Origin of the sequence: Kitasatospora sp. NPDC127067, assembly GCF_042724755.1 — a bacterium.
GTDB classification, from domain to species: Bacteria; Actinomycetota; Actinomycetes; order Streptomycetales; family Streptomycetaceae; genus Kitasatospora; species Kitasatospora lactacystinica.
On sequence record NZ_JBHXEM010000079.1, the window covers coordinates 20,265 to 40,075 of the forward strand.

Genomic DNA, 19,811 nt, shown 5'->3' on the forward strand with positions numbered 1-19,811 from the left:
GGGCAGGCTGGTCACAGGTCCCCCTCGTAGTAGTCGCGGACGTCGGCCGGGTTGGCGAAGGGCCGGTACGGCGCGCGGGCAGCGCCCTGCCCAGCGCGGGACGCCCCCGCGGGCTGGGCGTTGATCGCCTCGTGGACCATGATCGGCAGCACGCTTGGGCTCATCGGCTTCGCCGCGTACAGCCGCAGCCCGGCGCGGATGTCGTCGCCGCCTGTGCCGCCGTCGAGCAGGTCCCTGATGACCTTGCCCAGGTGCCCGCGCACGTTGGCCGGTACCGGCTTCGGGCAGCCGGCGACGTACTCGGCCACCAGGTCGCCGGCGTTCACCGGACGCGGGTCGACGGGCACCGGGCCATCCCGGTCGGGTGCTGCCGATGAGGGTGCCGGGGTGGGCGCGGCGAAGCCGCCCCCTTTAGGGGTAGATCCATGGTCCACGGTCCATGGTCCAGGCACGACGTTCTCCGGAGCCCTCCGGAGAGACTCCGGATATGCGCCCTAACCTGCGGCTTTACCCGGAGCTGCCGCTTCGGCCGCCGACACGTCCACGGCGGGAGTGAGATCGGTGGCGGCCGTGCAGGGCCGCTGGGCGGAGATGGCCTCCGCCGGGGTCGCGAGCGCTTCCGGAAGGCTCCGGAAGTTCTCCGGAGCCGGGCGCGCGCAGCCCTTGCCCTTGGCCTTGCACTTGCCGCACCAGCCGGCGGGCTCGTGGACAGGGCAGGCGGGCAGGCGCGATGCGGTGGGGTGGGAGATCTTCTGGTGCTCGTGCCACTTGGTGACGTGCAGGTACTGGCGCCCGTCGCAACCGGTGTACCGGCAGATCAGACCGGTCTCAGCCAGCTGACGCAGCTCGTCCTCGGTGTCGAGCGCCGTGTGCTCGGGCCGCAGCGACCACAAGGCGCCGTTGAGGACGGCCGCGTTGTCGCGCTGGCGCCCCTCGTCGTCGGCCTGGGTGAGCAGGCAAACGAACGTGCGCTCGGCGGGCAGGGAGACCGAGGCGAGGTCCTCCGAGACGGGGTACTCGGGCTTGATGGTGCGGATGCGCGCCATAGCCTCACCACCCCGCCTTCGGGGCGAAGGGGCGCGAGGCAGGTGCGCCGCAAGGGCGCGACACCGTACGCTGAAGCACGTTGGTCCTTCCTCGGTGCGCATGGGCTGCAACCCTGCACCGTGGTCGATCGTCGTGGATGGGCGGTTTTGGGACCTTTCAGGCCCTCGGTGTTGGTAGCACCGGGGGCCTTCGGCCTTTTCGGGGCGAGCGGCAGGCAGCCTCCCCGCGATGCGGTTCGACTTGACATGCGTTTCACTATGCATGACTATGGCACCCCGGCGGGCATAATGCAAGCCGCCTCAGACTCGAATGCGAGGTGAATCGATGCCCGAGAAGGACGAGCCCACGACCAGCCCGACCAACGACCAGGGAGAGGAAGGCGCCTCCGCTGCTCTGAGCGAGGAGAACGCCGCCGAGCGCGTCCGTCTGGAGCGCGAACTCCGCAGCTGGAGCACCGGCGAGTTGGCCAAGCGCATGACCGACGCGGGATACCCGATCAACCAGTCTTCGGTCTGGCGCATCGAGAGCGGTGAACCACGCCGGCGGATCAACCTCAACGAGGCGATCGGCTTTGCCAAGGTCTTCGACCTGGCCCTGGAGGACTTCCTCGGCCCATCGACCTCGCCCGAAGAGAAGATCATGCAGGAGCTCGCCGAGCACGTGGTCCAGGGCTACCGCCTGGCCGCGCAGGGCGCCGAGTTCACGGCCAAGGCCCTGGCCGCCGCCGAGAAGTACTGCCAGGACTTCCCCCACAACCGCAAGCGGCTACGCGGCAAGATCGCCATCGGCCTCTCCTTCGAGTACCGCAAGCACGCGCCGACCCCGCTCGTCCAGGAGTTCCTCAAGGGCGGCAAGATGCCCGCCGAGCCGGTCCACACCGAAGAGTGACCGGACCAGGCTGGCGCCCCGGCTGTGGCCGACCGCGTGCGAGGCCCGCTCAAGATCTTTTTTGGTAAAGAGCCGAAGCGCTCCTACCGTGCTCACCAGGCCCGCTTGCCATTTGGTACGGCCGGAATCCAGAGCTACTGTCACACCCCACGCGGCCACCAACCGCGCAATGCCCATCCACGACGATCGACCACGGTGCAGGGTTGCAGCCCGCCAGCCACCGAGGAAGGAACCGCGCGTGCCCGAGCTCCGCTCAACGCCAGACCAGCCTTTGCCGCGCCTGGCCGCCGCCAAGCTGCCCACCGCACGCTTGACCACCTCCACCGCCACCGCCGCAGCCGTCATCGGCACGGCGATCAGACCGATCTGACGGTCCCCCTCCCCAGCTGCTGTCCGCAGAACCGCAGAGATGCCCTGCGCCCGGACACCGAGCCGCTTCTCCGCCGGCCTTCCGTACAGCGCCTACGGCAGGTTCGACTCCTCCGCGACCTCGCCTTGCTGCCCAGGCCGGTCGCCCTTCCCCGCTCTCCCCCGGGAGTCGTCACCACTCCCAACCGCCCATCCACGACACCGCCATGCGGTGAGCCCGGGTTGCAGCCCGCAGGCCACCGCGAGAGGACCCACATGCCCGAGCAGTACCTCACTGTCGCCCAGGTCGCCGAACGCCTCGGCACCAGCGAGCGCTTCCCCCGCCGCCTCATCGCCGAGCGCCGGATCGCCTTCGTCAAGATCGGCACCCACGTCCGGATCGCCGAGAGCGTCCTCAATGCGTACATCGAGGCCCGCACCGTCCCCGCCGCCGCCCGGTCCGCTCCGGTGCCCGTCGCTTCGGGAGGGCTGCCTGATGGCGAACAACTCCGGCCGCCGACGCCGCTGGGGCTCCGTCCGCAAGCTCCCCTCCGGCCGATTCCAGGCCCGCTACCCCGGCCCCGATGGCGCTCTGCGCAACGCCGACGAGACGTTCGAGACCAAGGGCGACGCCGAAGCCTGGCTCGTCGAGACCGAGGCGGACATACGCCGCGGCGAGTGGCGCGACCCCAACGCCGGGGCCGTCAACTTCCTCCTCTACGCGACCGCCTGGATCGACGAGCGCGACCTCGCGCCCCTCACCGAAGAGCTGTACCGCCGGCTCCTCCGCCTCCACATCGCGCCGACCTTCGGCGAGTCCGACGTGAAGGACATCACCGCTCCCCAGGTGCGCTCCTGGCGTGCCGCGCTCCGCGCTCGCGGCATCAAGACCACCGCCGCCAAGTCCTACCGACTGCTCAAGTCGATCATGGAGACTGCGGTCGACGACGAACTGATCCGCCGCAACCCCTGCCGCATCAAGGGCGGCGGCAAGGAGAAGGCCGCCGAGCGCCCCCACGCGACCATCGAGCAGGTCCTCCAGCTCGCCGAGCTGCTGGGCCCGCGCTGGCAGCTGATGGTGTTCATCGCAGCCTTCATGGCCCTGCGCCCGGAGGAGCAGGCCGAACTCCGCTGCCGCGACGTCGACCTGGAGAAGGGAGTCGTGTGGATTCGCCGCGCGGCACCCGAACTCTGCACCGGCGAACGGGCCGTGGGCGACCCAAAGTCGGAGGCTGGCAAGCGGGCGCTCCGGATCCCTCCCGAGCTCCTGCTGGAGTTCGAGCGGCACCTGCGCTGGTACGCCCAGGGGGGAGAGGACGGCCTGCTCTTCGTCGGCGAACGCGGCGCCCCCTTCCGCCGCTCAACCTTCGGCCGCAAGTGGCGCAAGGCTCGTACGAAGCTCGGCATGGACGGTTTCCGCTTCTACGACCTGCGCCACACCGGCAACGTCCTCGCCGCCAGCACCGGCGCCAGCCTCCGGGACCTCATGGCCTTCATGGGCCACAACTCCCCCCGCGCAGCGCTGATCTACCAGCACGCCACCGAGGAACAGCAGACGAAGATCGCCAACGGCATCAGCGCCGCCGTCGTCGACATCCGCAGCGCCCGCCGACGCGGAGATGTTGCAAGGGCTTCAGAAGCTGCGAAGACCGCCTACCGTACATAGAGGACCCCGCACGAGCCGGGCCCTGGGCACCCGTGTTGGCGGCCAGGGCCCTTCGTTCACGTATACAGGCCACACCGAGACCCGTTGGGCCACCGCGCGTCCGGAGTGGCTGCCGGGACACACCGTCTACGGAAGCGGAATATCCTCCTCAGGGTCCAACGGCTTCGCAAACGCAACCACGCCCCAGCCAACCGCCCGTGTCCAACCGCCTTCCCCCTGGCTAACCTCGACTCCATCTGGCGCATCCGGCCGAGAAGCGGGGCCCTGATCTCGCCGGTTGTATGCCTGGACCATCATCGGGCCGGCCCCATCAGGGGCAAGTCCCTGAGCGGCCCGGACGGCAGTATCGACAACCGTTTCGATCTCCTTCCTCCGTTCGTCGGCCAAATCGGGAGGCAGATGAGAAACGGCATGTTCCGTCTCAGCTTCCAAGCGGAGAAGATCGAGGCTCGCGCACACCCGACGAACCAGCCCGCCCCCAGACTTCCTATTGCAGCGATTGTCGATCCGGTAGATCTCCTCGAGTCCGAGGGCGGCAGCGCGATCTTCGAGCACCAGCAGATAGAGGTGATCACTGCGATACGGCCACCTGGCGACCGCACCATAGGCACGCAGATGGGAGAAGGTCCGGCTCGGATCGGTGTAGCCGATCTCGAGAGGAGCAACTCGGTCATCCCACGGGCCGACAACCGGCAGACTTATTCGAGCAGTCCGCTCCTCCAGGTCCACCTGCATCCGCTCGAAGTGGTACGGCGCTTCCAGATGGACGTGCCCGTCGAATTCAGCCGCATGCTGGTCAAGATCAACGCAAGCGAAGATGCCCTCTGGAAGGCCGTGTTGCATGGTTTCCTGGTTGCGGCGTCGCTCATGGTCACGCGCTGGCGTACCTCCTGCAGGGACCTTGAGCATGACGAGGTCTCCCATGCAATAGAGGCGGAGGAGATACCAGAGCACGCCGTCGGCGTCGTGGTCCCACCCTCGGTACGGCTGCCCCAGCACTGCGGTCAATGCGTCGTACATGGGAACGTCCATCTTGCGCCACGTCGCCGCGCACTCCACTCCGACCTCGCCGGCCAGCTTTGCAAGCCACCGACCGGTCTGCCGGTGCTCCATAACTGGACGCTTCGATGTGTCAGCCATGTTGTTCTCCTGTGAGGGCGAACGCCAGATCTCGATCAATCCAACCCGATGGCACTGACACTTCAAGCACCTGTTCGGCCGGGCACCTCCTCACCGAAACAGGCTGATGTCCGACCAGCATTCGCGGTTAGCGAGCGCCTGCAAGTAACCCAGCGCTCCGCGATCCATGAGCACGCCCGGCGCTGGAACATGCAGACTCACGTTGGCGGCGCAGTGCTTCGCAGAAGACCTTCTGGCACGGATCTGGCACGGCGGGGGCGGATTGGTCTAGACAATGCGAAAGGCCCAGGTCGTTGACCTGGACCTTTACTGCTGGAGCGGGCGACGAGAATCGAACTCGCGCTCTAAGCTTGGGAAGCTCATGTTCTACCATTAAACTACGCCCGCCTGATGAGCCGTCAGAGACCGCTCGATCCAGTGTCACTGTACCCCATCTGCGACGGTGGTTGCACAGGGGGTCGGTGAACGTGGCGGAGCACGGTGGGGCGGGTGCGGAGGCGTACTGTTTGGGCCGCGTGCGAGTGCCCCGGTGAGTGGGGGCCGGGGCGGCGAGCCATGGTGAGGAATGTCCGGAACATCCCTTCGTGTGACGCTGTCCCGGGGCTCGGCCGCCGGGGCACGTGAGTACGGGTGAGTACTGGGTTAGGGATGGGAAGGGGATCGATGGAGCAGCGCGCCGTCGTTCGTTGTGCCGAGGGGCACCTGTTCAGCACCACCACGTTCCCGATGCAGAACCTCGGTCCGGGCCGGATCGGCCCCGGGCGGTTGATCCGATGTCCGCAGTGCGGACGGCTGCGGAGTTCGGTGCTGGCCGACGTGCGGGAGCTGTCGGAGCCGCAACTGGCGCGGGCGATGCGGCTGGAGGCCGCGGAGTTCCTGGCCTGAGGGCCGGCGGAAGGGCGGACGGGCCCCGGGCGGATTCGTCCGGGGCCCTTTCTTGCACGTAACCTCGAAGCGTGCTGCTCTCTGACAAGGACATCCGGACCGAAATCGACCGGGGCCGGGTCGTCGTCGACCCGTTCGACCCGTCGATGATCCAGCCGTCGAGTATCGACGTGCGCCTCGACCGCTTCTTCCGCGTGTTCGAGAACCACAAGTACCCGCACATCGACCCCTCGGAGGAGCAGCCGGACCTGACCCGGCTGGTCGAGCCGGAGGGCGACGAGGCGTTCATCCTGCACCCCGGCGAGTTCGTGCTGGCCTCGACGTACGAGGTCATCACGCTGCCCGACGACGTCGCGTCCCGGCTGGAGGGCAAGTCGAGCCTGGGCCGGCTGGGCCTGCTCACCCACTCCACGGCCGGCTTCATCGACCCCGGCTTCAGCGGCCACGTGACGCTGGAGCTGTCGAACGTCGCGACGCTGCCGATCAAGCTGTACCCGGGCATGAAGATCGGGCAGCTGTGCCTGTTCCGGCTCTCCTCGCCCTCGGAGCACCCGTACGGCTCGGAGCGCTACGGCTCGCGCTACCAGGGCCAGCGCGGCCCGACGCCGTCGCGCTCGTACCTGAACTTCCACCACACCAAGGTCTGAGCCGAAGGGCTCCGCAGAGCGCACGCACGACGGGCGGCCACCCCCTTCCGAGGTCGGAAGGAGGGGTGGCCGCCCGCGGCGTTCCTCAGGCCCGCTTCGGGCTGGTGACGGCGACCAGCTCGGTGCCGTCCTCGGACAGTCGCAGCTCGGTGCGCAGCTCGGCCAGCTCGCCGAGGTGGTGCAGGTGGGTGCCGCCGCAGAAGATCTGCGCGCCGCCCTCGGGCAGCTCGCAGTGCCACTGGCGGCGGGCGGTCAGCTCGGGGCCGGGCACCTCGATGCGGACCGGGGCGTCCGCGGCGACCCAGGCGGCCAGCCGGGCGTTGACGGCCTCGGTGAGGGCCGGCAGGGCGTCGGCGAGGGCCGGGAACTCCTCGGTGGCGTCCACCGTGAAGCCCTTCTTCTTCAGCGACTTGCCGAGCCGGTAGGTGTCGGTGCTGGCCGCGGTGTCCATCACCGAGCTCGCCATGGCGAGGCTGTCGAAGTCCGGGTGGCCGAAGGCGTCCGAGCGGCCCGGGTCCTTGCGCCAGCGCGGGGCGAGCGCGGCGTTCAGGGCGAGGGCGAGCAGGTGGCAGCCGCTGTGCGAGGCGCTGAGGGCGCCCCGGCGGTCGGCGTCGACGGCGAGCGCGGCGGTGCGGCCGACGATGTCGCCGGGGTCGCCGTCGAGGACGTGCAGGACCAGCCAGGACCATTCCTCGTCACCGCGCCGGACCGGGATGTCGGCGCCGACCAGCAGCTCCCCGCCGTCCGGGCCGACGGCGCCGGTCAGGCAGTCGACGACGGCCAGCCCGGTGCCGTCCACGGTCAGGGTGCCGAGGTCGGCCGGCTGGTCCGGCCAGGTGTGGTCGAGCGGGTGGAACGGGGTCGCCTCGGTGACGACGGCGTACCGGCCGTCGGCCAGCGGGTGCACCGCGAGCACCGGGGACTCGCCGGTCACCGCCCCGGCCGGGAAGCTGACGTGGGTGGTGGGGAGGGTCATTCCTGGCTCCGGTGAAGGTGGGACGACGAGGGTGGGCGGGCCCGGCACTCGGCCGCGACCCGCCCCCCATTCTGCCTTCCGCCCGCCGAAGGGTTCCGCCCGCCGAAGCCCACCGAAGCCAGCCGGAGCCGTCCGCCCGCCGAAACCCTCGGCCCGCCGGGCGCTCAGCCCAGCGTCGGCAGCTTGATCAGCACCAGCAGCGCGACCAGCTGTACCGCCGAGGCGGCCGCGGCCTTGCCCCAGGGCAGGTCGTGCAGCCGCCGGACCATGCTGGTCAGCAGGTACGCGCAGAGCATCCAGGTGGCCCAGCCGACGACCTGGACGACGGCGCTGCCGGAGGGCAGCACCAGGTCGAGCAGCAGCCGGGGCGCGTCGGTGAGCCAGCCGATCAGCGCGGCCAGGCCGACGGTCGCCTTCCACGGGCCGTCGCCGCCGAGCTGGCGGGCCAGCGCGTAGGTGACTCCGCCGAAGAGCGCCCCGGTCACGGTGAAGCCGATGGCGGCGGCGAGGATGCCGGTCAGCGCCACGGTGAAGGTCGAGTTGACGATGTCGTCGTGGGTCAGCCCGATGCCGAGCACCGCGAGCGCGCCGTACAGCAGCGAGACGGTGAGGGCGGGCAGCCAGACCTGGTGGTCGCGGGTGCGGTCGAAGATCGCGGTCGGGGCGCGGAACAGGCCGGTGAACAGCTCGCGCCAGTGCGGCCGGGGCCCGGCGACGTGCGGGGCGGACTGGCCGCCGGCCCGGTAGACGGCGACGTTGTCCTGGCCGTACGGCTGCTGGTCGTACCCCTGGTCGGGGCCGTAGCCCTGGTCGGGCCCGTACCCGTGGTCCGGACCGTACCCGTGGTCGGGCCCGTAGCCCTGGTCCGGGCCGTAGCCCTGTGCGGGCCCGTACGGCGGCTGCTGCGCGTACGGGCCGCCGTCCGCGTACGGGTCGCCGGTCGGGAAGGCCCGGGTGCTGCCGGGCCGGTCCGCCGCGTACGGGTCGTACCCGTCCCCCGCCGGGTGCCCCGGACCGCCGGGCGTCGCCGCGTGCGGGGCCGTGAAGTACTCCGGCCCGTCCGTCCCCCCGTGCCCCCCGGGCACCGACGGCGGCGGAGGGGCCGACCACCCGCCGTGCGGGCGGTCGGCGCCCTGACCGCTGTCGTATCGATTACCAGCCACGGTCCGAAGGTACCCGCCCGGCCCGGCCCGCGTCGGCCCCGGACGGAGCCGGGGCCGGTTTGCAGCGAGGCTGAGACGAACGGGGCCGAAAACCCGCCGGAACGACCCCCGGGAGCCCAACAGCCCGGCACCCCGGGGGCCCGGCAGCCCCCGGAGCCCGGCAGCCCCTGGAGGCGCTACCGCTGCGCGCCGACCGACGGCCCGTGCACCGCCGCGGCCGCGCTGGTGCCGGCCGGGCAGCCGCCCGGCCCGGCCGTGGTGCGGACGGCGCCGACCGGCAGCAGGGTGCCGCAGGCGATCCGGATGCCGTTCGGCAGCTCGTTGTCCGACTCCACGATCGCGCCGTCGCCGATCACGGCGCCGTCCAGTGCCGAGCGGTCGCCGACGGTGGCGAAGGCGCCCACGATCGAGTCCTTGACCAGGGTGTCCGGGCCGATCACCGCGCCCGGCAGGATCACGCTGCCCTCGACGATCGCGCCGGCCTCGACCACCGCGTCCTCGGAGACCACGGTGCCGCCGCTGAGCACCGCGCCCGGGTGGACGGTGGCGCCGGGCAGCAGCAGGGCGTCGCCGGTCGGGCCGGGGACGGCCGGGGAGTCGACCTTGCCGAGCACCAGGTCGGCCGAGCCGCGGACGAAGGCCGCCGGGGTGCCCAGGTCCAGCCAGTACGAGGTGTCGACGACGCCGCGCAGCAGTGCGCCGGTGGCCAGCAGCTCGGGGAAGGTCTCGCGCTCGACGGACACCTCGCGGCCGGCCGGGATGCGGTCGATCACGGACCGGGTGAAGACGTAGCAGCCGGCGTTGATCTGGTCGGTGACGATCTGCTCGGGGGTCTCCGGCTTCTCCAGGAACTCCAGCACCCGCCCGTCCTCGTCGGTCGGGACGAGGCCGAAGGCGCGCGGGTCCTCGACCCGGGTCAGGTGCAGGGTGACGTCGGCCCCGGCGGCCACGTGGCCGTCGCGCAGGGCGGCGATGTCGACACCGGAGAGGATGTCGCCGTTGAAGACCAGGACCGGTTCGTCCGGGCCGCAGGTCAGCCCGGACGCGGCGTTGCGGATGGCCCCGCCGGTGCCCAGCGGCTCGCGCTCGGTCAGGTAGACCAGCTCGATGCCGTACGGGGTGCCGTCCTGGAAGTGGTCCTCGAACACCTCGGCCAGGTACGACGTGGCCAGCACGACGCGGGTGACGCCGGCGGCGGCCGCGCGGGCCAACTGGTGCGCGATGAACGGGACGCCTGCCACCGGCAGCATCGGCTTGGGGGTGTGGGTGGTCAGCGGACGCAGTCGCGTGCCCTTACCACCGACCAGCATGATCGCCTCGGTCATGGTCTGCGCTGTTCCCCTTGTGTCTCTGCGGCCCGGCCCGGCGGGCCGACACCTCGTCGTCGGTCTGGACCCGGCCGTCCGGCCGGCGCGGGTCGCCACCCGTCCGGGGCTTCCGTCCGGAACGGGTCGACCGGCACGAAGCCGGTCCGGGCCTACTGTATTTGCTTCCGACCGAATGCCCGTCCGGCGCCTGTGCGATTGCCGTCACTCCCCGTACGCCCGCCGTACCGGCGCGCGCCGCCGAGCCGCCCAAAAGCCCGGCCCGGCGGGCGCGTTCGAAGCGTCCACCGGGCCGGGCGGTTGTAGCAGAACTGTCGAACAGCGGGCTCTGCGACGGGCGTTACGCGTCCACCGTCGCGGGCTGCTCCTCGCTCCCGGCCGGCGGGAGGGCCTTCACCGAGTCGAGCAGCAGCTGGGCCACGTCGACCACCTTCAGGTGCTCCTTGGCCGCGCCCTCGTTCTTCTTGCCGTTGACCGAGTCGGAGAGCATCACCAGGCAGAACGGGCAGGCGGTGGAGACGATGTCGGGGTTGAGCGACAGCGCCTCGTCCACGCGCTCGGTGTTGATCCGCTTGCCGATGCGCTCCTCCATCCACATCCGGGCACCGCCGGCGCCGCAGCAGAAGCCGCGCTCCTTGTGCCGGTGCATCTCCTGCTGGCGCAGACCGGGGACCTTGTCCATGATCTCGCGCGGCGGGCTGTAGACCTTGTTGTGGCGGCCCAGGTAGCAGGGGTCGTGGTAGGTGATCAGGCCCTCGACCGGGTTGACCGGGATCAGCTTGCCCTCGTCGATGAGGTGCTGGAGCAGCTGGGTGTGGTGGATGACCTCGAAGTGGCCGCCGAGCTGCGGGTACTCGTTGGCGATGGTGTTGAAGCAGTGCGGGCAGGTGGCGACGATCCGCTTGACCGGGGCGTCCTCCAGGGCCGCGTTCAGCGTCTCCACGTTCTGCGCGCCGAGCATCTGGAACAGGAACTCGTTGCCCAGGCGGCGGGCGGAGTCACCGGTGCAGGACTCCTCCTTGCCGAGGATCGCGAACTTCACGCCCGCGGTGTGCAGCAGCTCCGCGAAGGCCTTGGTGGTCTTCTTGGCGCGGTCCTCCAGGGCGCCGGCGCAGCCGACCCAGTAGAGGTACTCGACCTCGGCGGGGTCGATGTCCTCACCGATCACCGGCACCTCGATGCCGGTCTCCTTCTTGAGCTCCTTGACCCAGTCCAGGCGGGCCTTGGTGGCCATGCCCCACGGGTTGCCCTTGTTCTCCAGGTTCTTGAGCATCGTCCCGGCCTCGGTCGGGAACGAGGACTCGATCATCACCTGGTAGCGGCGCATGTCGACGATGTGGTCGATGTGCTCGATGTCCACCGGGCACTGCTCGACGCAGGCGCCACAGGTGGTGCAGGACCACAGCACGTCCGGGTCGATGACGCCGTTCTCCTCGGCGGTGCCGATCAGCGGGCGCGCGGCCTCGGCCAGGGCGGCCGCCGGGACGTCCTCGAGCTGCTCGGAGGTGGCCTTCTCCTCGCCCTCCATGTCCTTGCCGCCGCCGGCCAGCAGGTACGGCGCCTTGCCGTAGGCGTGCTCGCGCAGGCTCATGATCAGCAGCTTCGGCGAGAGCGGCTTGCCGGTGTTCCAGGCCGGGCACTGCGACTGGCAGCGGCCGCACTCGGTGCAGGTGGAGAAGTCGAGGATGCCCTTCCAGGAGAAGTGCTCGACCTGGGAGACGCCGAAGACGGCGTCCTCGGCCGGGTCCTCGAAGTCGATCGGCTGACCGTCGCTGGTCATCGGACGGAGGGCGCCGAGCGCGGTGCCGCCGTCCTCCTCGCGCTTGAAGTAGATGTTGAAGAAGCCGAGGAAGCGGTGCCAGGCCACGCCCATCGAGGGGTTGAGGCCGATGGTGGTCGCCCACGCGAACGAGATGCAGATCTTCAGCATCGCGAACAGGTAGATCAGGTTCTCCAGCGTGCCGTGCGACAGGCCGCTCAGCGCGGAGACCAGCGGGTACGAGACCAGGTGCTCCGGCCCGTACGAGTCGACGCCGTTGAGGGCGCCCTCCAGGGCGCGCAGCATCAGGATGCACAGGCCGATGCCGAGGATCGTGTACTCGACGTAGAAGGCCTGCCAGGCGATCGAGCCGGCGAACCGGGACTTGCGGCCCGACCGGGACGGCAGGCTCATCAGCCGGATCACGATCAGGACCAGGATGCCCAGGGTGGTCAGGGTGCCGACCAGCTCGACGAAGAGCTGCCAGATCGTCCAGTGGCCGATGATCGGCAGCGCGAAGTCGGCGTCGAAGAGCTGGCCGAAGGCGTTGACGATGGTCAGCACCAGGCTGAAGAAGCCCACCGCGACGAACCAGTGGGCGATCCCGACGATCCCCCAGCGGTTCATCCTGGTGTGGCCGACGAACTCGGTCGCGACGGTCTTCACCCGCTGGGCGGGCTGCCCGAAGCGGGTGGAGTCCGGCGCGCCGGTGCGGACCACCTTGTAGATGTACAACGCCGCACGGGCGGCGAGCGCGGTGCCGATCACGAATGTGACCAGCGAGATGACGATCGCTGCTAGCTGCATCGGCTCTCCGTCTCCTGCGGCTTTGCGGTTGAGCAGGCTCTGCGGTTCCACGTTCTTCGGGAACCGAGTGTACTGGTCGGTAACTTGCCGGGCCGACGGCCCGGACATTACCGGTGGACAACGGTTCTCCAGAAGATTCCCAAGCTATGGCGGCAGTCACGTGGGCGCACCCCGCCACGGCGCGGCGGGCCACTCCGGCGGCGGGCGCCCACCGATCCGCTCAGCAAAGTTGAGCGAGCCGCACTCATACCTGTTGACGCCGCCCACCGAGTCATGCATCCTTGAGCCCGTAAAGCTCAACTCTTCCGTGGAGGTATCTACGATGGCACGCGCGGTCGGCATCGACCTCGGTACGACGAACTCGGTCGTCAGCGTTCTGGAGGGTGGCGAGCCCACCGTCATCACGAACGCCGAGGGTGCGCGGACCACGCCGTCCGTCGTCGCCTTCGCCAAGAACGGCGAGGTTCTGGTCGGCGAGGTGGCCAAGCGCCAGGCGGTCACCAACGTCGACCGCACCATCCGCTCGGTCAAGCGCCACATGGGCACCGGGTGGAAGATCAACATCGATGGCAAGGACTTCAACCCCCAGCAGATCTCGGCCTTCGTGCTGCAGAAGCTGAAGCGGGACGCCGAGGCGTACCTGGGCGAGACCGTCACCGACGCCGTCATCACCGTCCCGGCGTACTTCAACGACTCCGAGCGCCAGGCCACCAAGGAGGCCGGTGAGATCGCGGGCCTCAACGTCCTGCGCATCGTCAACGAGCCGACCGCGGCCGCCCTCGCGTACGGCCTGGACAAGGACGACCAGACCATCCTGGTCTTCGACCTCGGCGGCGGCACCTTCGACGTCTCCCTGCTGGAGATCGGCGACGGGGTCGTCGAGGTGAAGGCCACCAACGGTGACAACCACCTCGGTGGTGACGACTGGGACCAGCGCGTCGTCGACCACCTGGTCAAGGTCTTCCAGGCCGGCCACGGCGTCGACCTGTCCAAGGACAAGATGGCCCTGCAGCGTCTGCGCGAGGCCTCCGAGAAGGCGAAGATCGAGCTGTCCTCGTCCTCCGAGACCTCGATCAACCTGCCGTACATCACGGCCTCCGCCGAGGGCCCGCTGCACCTGGACGAGAAGCTCACCCGCGCCCAGTTCCAGCAGCTGACCGCGGACCTGCTGGAGCGCTGCAAGGTCCCGTTCCACAACGTCATCAAGGACGCCGGCATCTCGCTCTCCGAGATCGACCACGTCGTCCTCGTCGGCGGCTCGACCCGCATGCCGGCCGTCGCCGAGCTCGTCAAGGAGCTGACCGGCGGCCAGGACGCCAACAAGGGCGTCAACCCGGACGAGGTCGTCGCCATCGGCGCCGCGCTCCAGGCCGGTGTCCTCAAGGGCGAGGTCAAGGACGTCCTGCTGCTCGACGTCACCCCGCTGTCCCTCGGCATCGAGACCAAGGGCGGCATCATGACCAAGCTGATCGAGCGCAACACCACGATCCCGACCAAGCGCTCCGAGATCTTCACCACGGCCGAGGACAACCAGCCGTCCGTGCAGATCCAGGTCTACCAGGGCGAGCGCGAGATCGCCGCGTACAACAAGAAGCTCGGCATGTTCGAGCTGACCGGCCTGCCGCCGGCGCCGCGCGGCCTGCCGCAGATCGAGGTCACCTTCGACATCGACGCCAACGGCATCATGCACGTCGGTGCCAAGGACCTCGGCACCGGCAAGGAGCAGAAGATGACCGTCACCGGCGGCTCCTCGCTGCCGAAGGACGAGGTCGACCGCATGCGCCGCGAGGCCGAGCAGTACGCCGAGGACGACCACAAGCGCCGCGAGGCCGTGGAGACCCGCAACTCCGCCGAGCAGCTCGTCTACTCGACCGAGAAGTTCATCGCCGACAACGCCGACAAGCTGCCGGGCGACGTCAAGACCGAGGTCGAGACCGCCATCGGCGAGCTCAAGGAGGCCCTGAAGGGCGAGGACATCGCGAAGATCCGCGAGGCCTCGGAGAAGGTCTCCACCACCGCGCAGAAGCTCGGCCAGGCGCTGTACGCCAACGCCGACGCCGCTGCCGGTGCCGCCCCCTCCGGTGACTCCGCCCAGGCCAAGGACGACGACGTCGTCGACGCCGAGATCGTGGACGACGAGAAGCCCAAGGGCGGTGCGGCATGACGGACAAGCCGCAGGGCGGTAAGCCCGGCGACGACTCCGCCGCCGAAGAGGCCGTGATCAAGGCTGCCGAGGAGGCCGCCGCGGCCGGCACCGGGGAATCCGGTTCGGACGACCTCGCCACCGCCAAGCGCGAGCTCGCCGAGCGCACCGGTGACCTCCAGCGCCTCCAGGCCGAGTACCAGAACTACCGCAAGCGCGTCGAGCGCGACCGGCTGACCGTCCGCGAGATCGCCGTCTCCAACATCCTGGAGTCGCTGATCCCGGTCCTGGACGACATCGGCCGCGCCCGCGAGCACGGCGAGGTCACGGGCGGCTTCAAGTCCGTCGCCGAGTCGCTGGAGACGGTCGTCGCCAAGCTGGGCCTGCAGCAGTTCGGCAAGGAGGGCGAGCCCTTCGACCCGACCATGCACGAGGCACTGATGCACAGCTACTCCTCGGACGTCACCGAGGACACCTGCGTGCAGATCCTCCAGCCCGGCTACCGCATCGGCGAGCGGATCATCCGCCCGGCGATGGTGGCCGTCGCGGAGCCCCAGCCCGGCAGCCAGGCGTCCTCCCCGGACGCCGAGCCGAAGTCCGCCGACGCGGACAAGTCCGACGGTGACTCGGACAGCTGACAACCTGTGACAGCTGACAACCAGTGCGCTGCGGAGTCGTACGCCGGCCAGTACGGCGGCCGGCTCCGCAGCGCTCTGTCAGCAGCCGTTTGCTCACCGGCTGTTGACAGCACAGTGACGATGGACATCGGGAGGTGGCGGAAGCCATGAGTGGCAAGGACTTTGTCGAGAAGGACTACTACAAGGTCCTCGGCGTGCCCAAGGACGCCACCGCCACCGAGATCAAGAAGACCTACCGCAAGCTCGCGCGCGAGTTCCACCCCGACGCCAACAAGGGTGACTCCAAGGCCGAGGAGCGGTTCAAGGACATCTCCGAGGCGTACGACGTCCTCTCCGACGAGAAGCGCCGCAAGGAGTACGACGAGGCCCGCAGCCTCTTCGCCAACGGCGGCTTCCGGGCCGGCGGCGGCGGCGCCGGCGGCAACGGCAGCTACAGCTTCGACTTCGGCGACCTCTTCAGCGGCAGCCAGGGCGGCGCCGGCCAGGCCGGCGGCGGCCTCGGCGACGTGTTCGGCGGCCTCTTCAACCGCGGCGGCACCCGGCAGGCCCAGCCCCGGCGCGGCGCCGACGTCGAGACCGAGGTGACGCTCTCCTTCGAGGAGGCGGTGGACGGCGCGACCGTCCCGCTGCGGATGACCAGCCAGGCCCCCTGCCGAGGCTGCAACGGCACCGGCGCCAAGTCCGGCACCACCCCTCGGGTCTGTCCGACCTGCGTCGGCGCGGGCACCGTCAGCCGCGGCCAGGGCGCCTTCGCCCTCTCCGAGCCGTGCAAGGACTGCCGCGGCCGGGGAATGATCGTCGACGACCCGTGCCCCGACTGCCACGGCAGCGGCCGGGCCAGCTCGGCCCGCACCATGCAGGTCCGGATCCCGGCCGGCGTCCAGGCCGACCAGCGCATCCGGCTCAAGGGCAAGGGCGCCCAGGGCGAGCGCGGCGGGCAGCCCGGCGACCTCTACGTGACCGTGCACGTCGACCCCCACCCGGTCTTCGGCCGCAAGGGCGACAACCTCACCGTCACCGTCCCGGTGGCCTTCCCCGAAGCCGCGCTCGGCGCCACCATCGAGGTGCCCACGCTGAACGGCCCGACCGTGAAGCTCAAGCTGCCCCCGGGCAGCGCCAACGGCCTCACCATGCGCGCCCGCGGCAAGGGCGCCACCCGCAAGGACGGCACCCGCGGCGACCTCCTCGTCACCGTCGAGGTCGTGGTGCCCCAGCACGTCACCGGCGACGCGCTGAACGCCCTTGAGCAGTACCGCGAGGCCACCGCCTCCGACGATCCGCGCGCCGCCCTGTTCCGGGCGGCGAAGGGAGCGTGACGACCAGATGTCCCCGATGAACCCGATCGACCCCGACACCCCGATCGGCCCCGGCCTCGGCGAGGGCCTGCCCGGTGCCGGCCCCCGCCGCACCCGCCGCGCCGCCGCGGCCCCGCCGACGTACGTCCTCACCGAGGACACTCCGGTGTACGTCATCTCCGTGGCCGCCGAACTGTCCGGTCTGCACCCGCAGACCCTGCGTCAGTACGACCGCCTCGGCCTGGTCTGCCCCGACCGCACCGCCGGCCGCGGCCGCCGCTACTCCGCGCGCGACATCCAGCAGTTGCGCGAGGTCCAGCGGCTCTCCCAGGACGAGGGCATCAACCTGGCGGGCATCAAGCGGATCATCGAGCTGGAGAACCAGGTCACCGCCCTGCGGTCCCGGGTCGCGGAACTGGTCGACTCCCTGGAGGGCGCCGCCACCGCCCTCCAGCAGCGCGAGGCCGCCGTCCACGCGTCCTACCGGCGCGACCTCGTCCCGTACCAGCCCCCCACCCCGCAGTCCAGCGCCCTCGTCGTCTGGCGCCCCAAGCGCTGACCGAAGCACCCACCGGCCGCCGGCCCCTCCTCTCGGGGGGTGCCGGCGGCTGCCGTGCGGTGAGAGAGTGCGGTCGTATTCCCTCTCCGGGGGACTCACCAGATCTGGCATGCTAAAACTCGTTCAGCACCAGCGCTGATGGGACGCAGGTAGCACGGTAACGGCAAGGAGTCGCGAATGAGTGGACGAGAGCAACCCCTTGCCGCCAGCTTGACCATCCTCTCGCCGGAAGCACGAGAGCTATATCTCGCCGTCATCCGAGGAGACGGCAAACTGCCGTTGGACTCCGATGTCGACCAGGCTGATCCCGCGCGGGACGAGCTGGTGAGGATCGGCCTTCTCATACCCGACAGTGATGATCCGAATGTTTTCGTGGCAGCCGACCCCGCGCAGCTCTCGACAAGCCTCAGTCATGCGTGGCAACGTCAGGCACTGGAACTCCTGTCACGCGCCGTATCGCTCCCCTCCGAACTGCAGGATCTGGCCCGGGAATTCCACACCCCGAAGCGGTCCGGAGGATCCATAGAGCATGTACGGGGGAAGGCGCTCATTCGGCAGCGGCTGGAGCAGTTCAGGGGTTCCGGGTTCGAGGAGGCCCTGGCGCTCCAACCCGGCGGCCCCCGGCAGCCGGATCTTCTCGCCGGAATGATCGCATACGATCTGGAGACGCTCCGCAGCGGGACGAAGATGCGGACGATCTACCACGCCAGCACCCGGTACCACCAGCCGACCAGGGATTACGTCGCCACACTTGCCCAAGCCGGCGGCCAGTACCGCACTCTTGACGAGCCCTATACGCGGCTCATAGTGATGGATCGGCGCGTGGCAGTGATCCCGATCGACGATGACATGAGCCTCGCGGCCTTCATCTACGACCCTGCCGTCGTCGACTATCTTGCCAATGAGGTCTTCGAGCAGTACTGGAGCCGGGCGCTGGAATTCGAGGGCGACCGCACAGTGCCGCAGCAGGTCGTGTCACGCCTGCGTCAGACGATCATTGACCAGATGCTCGAAGGAACCAATCACCGAGTTATCGCGCGACGCCTTGGAATTAGCGAGCGGACACTGGCCAGACATATAGCCGAAATGCGAGACGACTACAAGGTCGACTCGCTATTCCAACTCGGATATGTCCTCGGCCGAAAGGCGCAGGAGACTTCCGACTGACTCGCCCAGCCGGCTTCAGGCGGGTCCGTCAATACTCTGGCACGCGGCCGTGCAGTTACCCGGCCGTGCAGTTACCGGCCATGCTCACTGCCAGGAGATGTCGTCTGCGACGCTCACGGAGGCATTGACGGCAATCGCGTCGTGCGAGTCGGCAGCGCTCACGAGAGAGCCGGCACCGAGCACGGCGGCGACGGCAACCAATGAAAGCACAACCACGCGGACAAATTGGTGCATATCAGTCACGCCCTCACTTTTCTGGAGAATCGCCACTAGAAGCGTCAAGCAGGATAACGGTCCACATGGTGCCACGCCAGGGGGAGGCTGTCACCTGCTTCCGCATGCGGGGGTGTGCGTCATCTCTCTGCCAGTCATCCAGATGACACAGGCCAACCCTGGACGCGACACGGAGATGCGATGGACGATCAGTTCGCCCTCAATGGTCTCGGCAGGGCGCCACACCTTGCCAATGTACCGTCAAATACTAAACCGTTCAGCAGCGGCATCAGTCCACCGAGCAGACCACATCCAACGCATCGCCGACACTCACTCCCCCGGTCGGCCTTTCCCCGGAGTCGACATGACCGAGCCCTACCTGCGTCACCACGACAGCCAGGCCCCTGAGGGTCGGCGTGCACGTGTGTTCCTGGCCGCCCCGCTGATGCGACTGACCGGGCCGGCCGACAGCGTGGTGACCCTCGCCAGCCGGACGCGGCTGACGACGCTCCGCACCACCCTCCTGCGCAGCGGTGCCGCCGTGTACAGCGCGCACCACAGCGACGCCTGGACCATCTCCGGCCGCGCGCCGGAGCCCCGCGTCCCCTCCGACTTCCGCGCCCTCCAGTCCGCCGACCTCGTGTTCGCCTACGTCGGTGCCCCCCTCTCGGCCGGCGTGAGCCTGGAGCTCGGCTGGGCGTCGGCGCTGCGCAAGCCGATCGTCCTCCTGGTCGACGAGGCCATCACCCACAACCCGCTGATCGCCACCATCGAGCAGGTCGCCCCCGTCCTGCCGCTGGTCTTCGACGACACCTGGTCGCAGGAGGCCCTCAACCACACGGTCGAGACCGCGCTCGACTGGGCGGGCATGGCGCTCTCCCTGCGCGAGGGCTTCTGGACCGCCCCCGGCGAGCAGTTCAACGTCCCCCGGCAGCAGCCCGCCGTCCCCGGCTACTGGCCGACCGGCGCAGCCACCGGCTGAGCGGCGGCTACCCACCGGACTCCCCCGTCCGGGATCCCCGCACCCGCCGGCCCGACCGGAACAGCGCCTCCGCGTCGTCCAGCTCACGCAGCCGGGCGATGTGACCGGCCACCGTGCGCTCGCTCAGCCCCATCCGGCCGGCTGCTCGCCCGCTGCGTGAGGC

18 protein-coding genes, 1 tRNA gene and 2 pseudogenes are annotated in these 19,811 nt (G+C 69.7%); 12 read left to right on the plus strand and 9 right to left on the minus strand.

The genetic code is table 11. From position 1 onward, the window contains the following. Positions 1–11: 11 nt before the first annotated feature. Complete coding sequence (locus ACFWJ4_RS27210) at positions 12–347, minus strand: hypothetical protein (protein WP_380548104.1); 336 nt, start codon at positions 345–347, stop codon at positions 12–14. Between the two features lie 147 nt (positions 348–494). Further along, positions 495–1,046, minus strand: a complete 552-nt coding sequence (locus tag ACFWJ4_RS27215; RefSeq protein WP_380548107.1) for a hypothetical protein — start codon at positions 1,044–1,046, stop codon at positions 495–497. A gap of 325 nt (positions 1,047–1,371) precedes the next feature. Between ACFWJ4_RS27215 and ACFWJ4_RS27220 the strand changes: the two genes are divergently transcribed. The 4 genes and pseudogenes from ACFWJ4_RS27220 to xerC all read left to right on the plus strand — a co-directional run bounded on the left by ACFWJ4_RS27220 (position 1,372) and on the right by xerC (position 3,949). After that, a complete protein-coding gene (locus tag ACFWJ4_RS27220) occupies positions 1,372–1,935 on the plus strand; it encodes a helix-turn-helix domain-containing protein (protein ID WP_380548110.1) in 564 nt (187 codons plus the stop codon). A gap of 238 nt (positions 1,936–2,173) precedes the next feature. Continuing rightward, positions 2,174–2,305, plus strand: a complete 132-nt coding sequence (locus ACFWJ4_RS27225; protein WP_380548113.1) for a hypothetical protein — start codon at positions 2,174–2,176, stop codon at positions 2,303–2,305. 254 nt (positions 2,306–2,559) lie between these two features. Further along, a pseudogene (locus ACFWJ4_RS27230) lies at positions 2,560–2,727 on the plus strand (excisionase family DNA-binding protein); the annotation flags it as partial. A gap of 52 nt (positions 2,728–2,779) precedes the next feature. Then, positions 2,780–3,949, plus strand: coding sequence for a tyrosine recombinase XerC (gene xerC / locus ACFWJ4_RS27235; protein WP_380548116.1), 1,170 nt, complete (start codon positions 2,780–2,782; stop codon positions 3,947–3,949). Positions 3,950–4,075: 126 nt separating this feature from the next. Here the strand turns inward: xerC and ACFWJ4_RS27240 are convergent, their stop codons facing one another. Continuing rightward, a complete protein-coding gene (locus tag ACFWJ4_RS27240) occupies positions 4,076–5,089 on the minus strand; it encodes a hypothetical protein (RefSeq protein ID WP_380548119.1) in 1,014 nt (337 codons plus the stop codon). Positions 5,090–5,402: 313 nt separating this feature from the next. Continuing rightward, positions 5,403–5,476: transfer RNA gene (locus tag ACFWJ4_RS27245), tRNA-Gly, on the minus strand. 276 nt (positions 5,477–5,752) lie between these two features. Between ACFWJ4_RS27245 and ACFWJ4_RS27250 the strand changes: the two genes are divergently transcribed. Beyond that, positions 5,753–5,974, plus strand: coding sequence for a hypothetical protein (locus tag ACFWJ4_RS27250; RefSeq protein ID WP_380351225.1), 222 nt, complete (start codon positions 5,753–5,755; stop codon positions 5,972–5,974). Between the two features lie 71 nt (positions 5,975–6,045). Beyond that, positions 6,046–6,621 (plus strand): dCTP deaminase, encoded by a 576-nt coding sequence (gene dcd / locus ACFWJ4_RS27255; RefSeq protein ID WP_380548121.1) that lies wholly within the window; start codon positions 6,046–6,048, stop codon positions 6,619–6,621. Positions 6,622–6,706: 85 nt separating this feature from the next. Here dcd and ACFWJ4_RS27260 read toward each other — a convergent pair whose 3' ends face one another. The 4 genes and pseudogenes from ACFWJ4_RS27260 to ACFWJ4_RS27275 form a co-directional block, all read right to left on the minus strand. Further along, positions 6,707–7,597, minus strand: coding sequence for a metal-dependent hydrolase (locus ACFWJ4_RS27260; protein ID WP_359897744.1), 891 nt, complete (start codon positions 7,595–7,597; stop codon positions 6,707–6,709). Positions 7,598–7,761: 164 nt separating this feature from the next. Beyond that, positions 7,762–8,760 (minus strand): YIP1 family protein, encoded by a 999-nt coding sequence (locus ACFWJ4_RS27265; RefSeq protein ID WP_380548124.1) that lies wholly within the window; start codon positions 8,758–8,760, stop codon positions 7,762–7,764. Positions 8,761–9,020: 260 nt separating this feature from the next. After that, positions 9,021–10,085, minus strand: a pseudogene (locus ACFWJ4_RS27270) (sugar phosphate nucleotidyltransferase); the annotation flags it as partial. 340 nt (positions 10,086–10,425) lie between these two features. Further along, positions 10,426–12,651, minus strand: coding sequence for a heterodisulfide reductase-related iron-sulfur binding cluster (locus ACFWJ4_RS27275; protein ID WP_380548127.1), 2,226 nt, complete (start codon positions 12,649–12,651; stop codon positions 10,426–10,428). Between the two features lie 322 nt (positions 12,652–12,973). Between ACFWJ4_RS27275 and dnaK the strand changes: the two genes are divergently transcribed. From dnaK to ACFWJ4_RS27300, 5 genes are all read left to right on the plus strand, one after another. Next, positions 12,974–14,815, plus strand: coding sequence for a molecular chaperone DnaK (dnaK, locus tag ACFWJ4_RS27280; protein WP_359897741.1), 1,842 nt, complete (start codon positions 12,974–12,976; stop codon positions 14,813–14,815). Then, complete coding sequence (gene grpE / locus ACFWJ4_RS27285; protein ID WP_380548130.1) at positions 14,812–15,432, plus strand: nucleotide exchange factor GrpE; 621 nt, start codon at positions 14,812–14,814, stop codon at positions 15,430–15,432. Before dnaK ends, grpE begins: the two co-directional genes overlap by 4 nt. Positions 15,433–15,578: 146 nt before the next feature. Further along, positions 15,579–16,748 (plus strand): molecular chaperone DnaJ, encoded by a 1,170-nt coding sequence (dnaJ, locus tag ACFWJ4_RS27290; RefSeq protein ID WP_380548132.1) that lies wholly within the window; start codon positions 15,579–15,581, stop codon positions 16,746–16,748. Positions 16,749–16,755: 7 nt separating this feature from the next. After that, positions 16,756–17,286, plus strand: a complete 531-nt coding sequence (locus ACFWJ4_RS27295; RefSeq protein ID WP_359897738.1) for a heat shock protein transcriptional repressor HspR — start codon at positions 16,756–16,758, stop codon at positions 17,284–17,286. 177 nt (positions 17,287–17,463) lie between these two features. Next, positions 17,464–18,453, plus strand: coding sequence for a hypothetical protein (locus tag ACFWJ4_RS27300; RefSeq protein WP_380548135.1), 990 nt, complete (start codon positions 17,464–17,466; stop codon positions 18,451–18,453). A gap of 84 nt (positions 18,454–18,537) precedes the next feature. Here ACFWJ4_RS27300 and ACFWJ4_RS27305 read toward each other — a convergent pair whose 3' ends face one another. Then, entirely contained in the window at positions 18,538–18,723 is a 186-nt protein-coding gene (locus ACFWJ4_RS27305) for a hypothetical protein (RefSeq protein WP_359897736.1), read from the minus strand. Between the two features lie 307 nt (positions 18,724–19,030). On the opposite strand from ACFWJ4_RS27305, the gene ACFWJ4_RS27310 reads away from it, so the two are divergent. Next, complete coding sequence (locus ACFWJ4_RS27310) at positions 19,031–19,648, plus strand: hypothetical protein (protein WP_143204511.1); 618 nt, start codon at positions 19,031–19,033, stop codon at positions 19,646–19,648. Positions 19,649–19,811 lie beyond the last annotated feature (163 nt).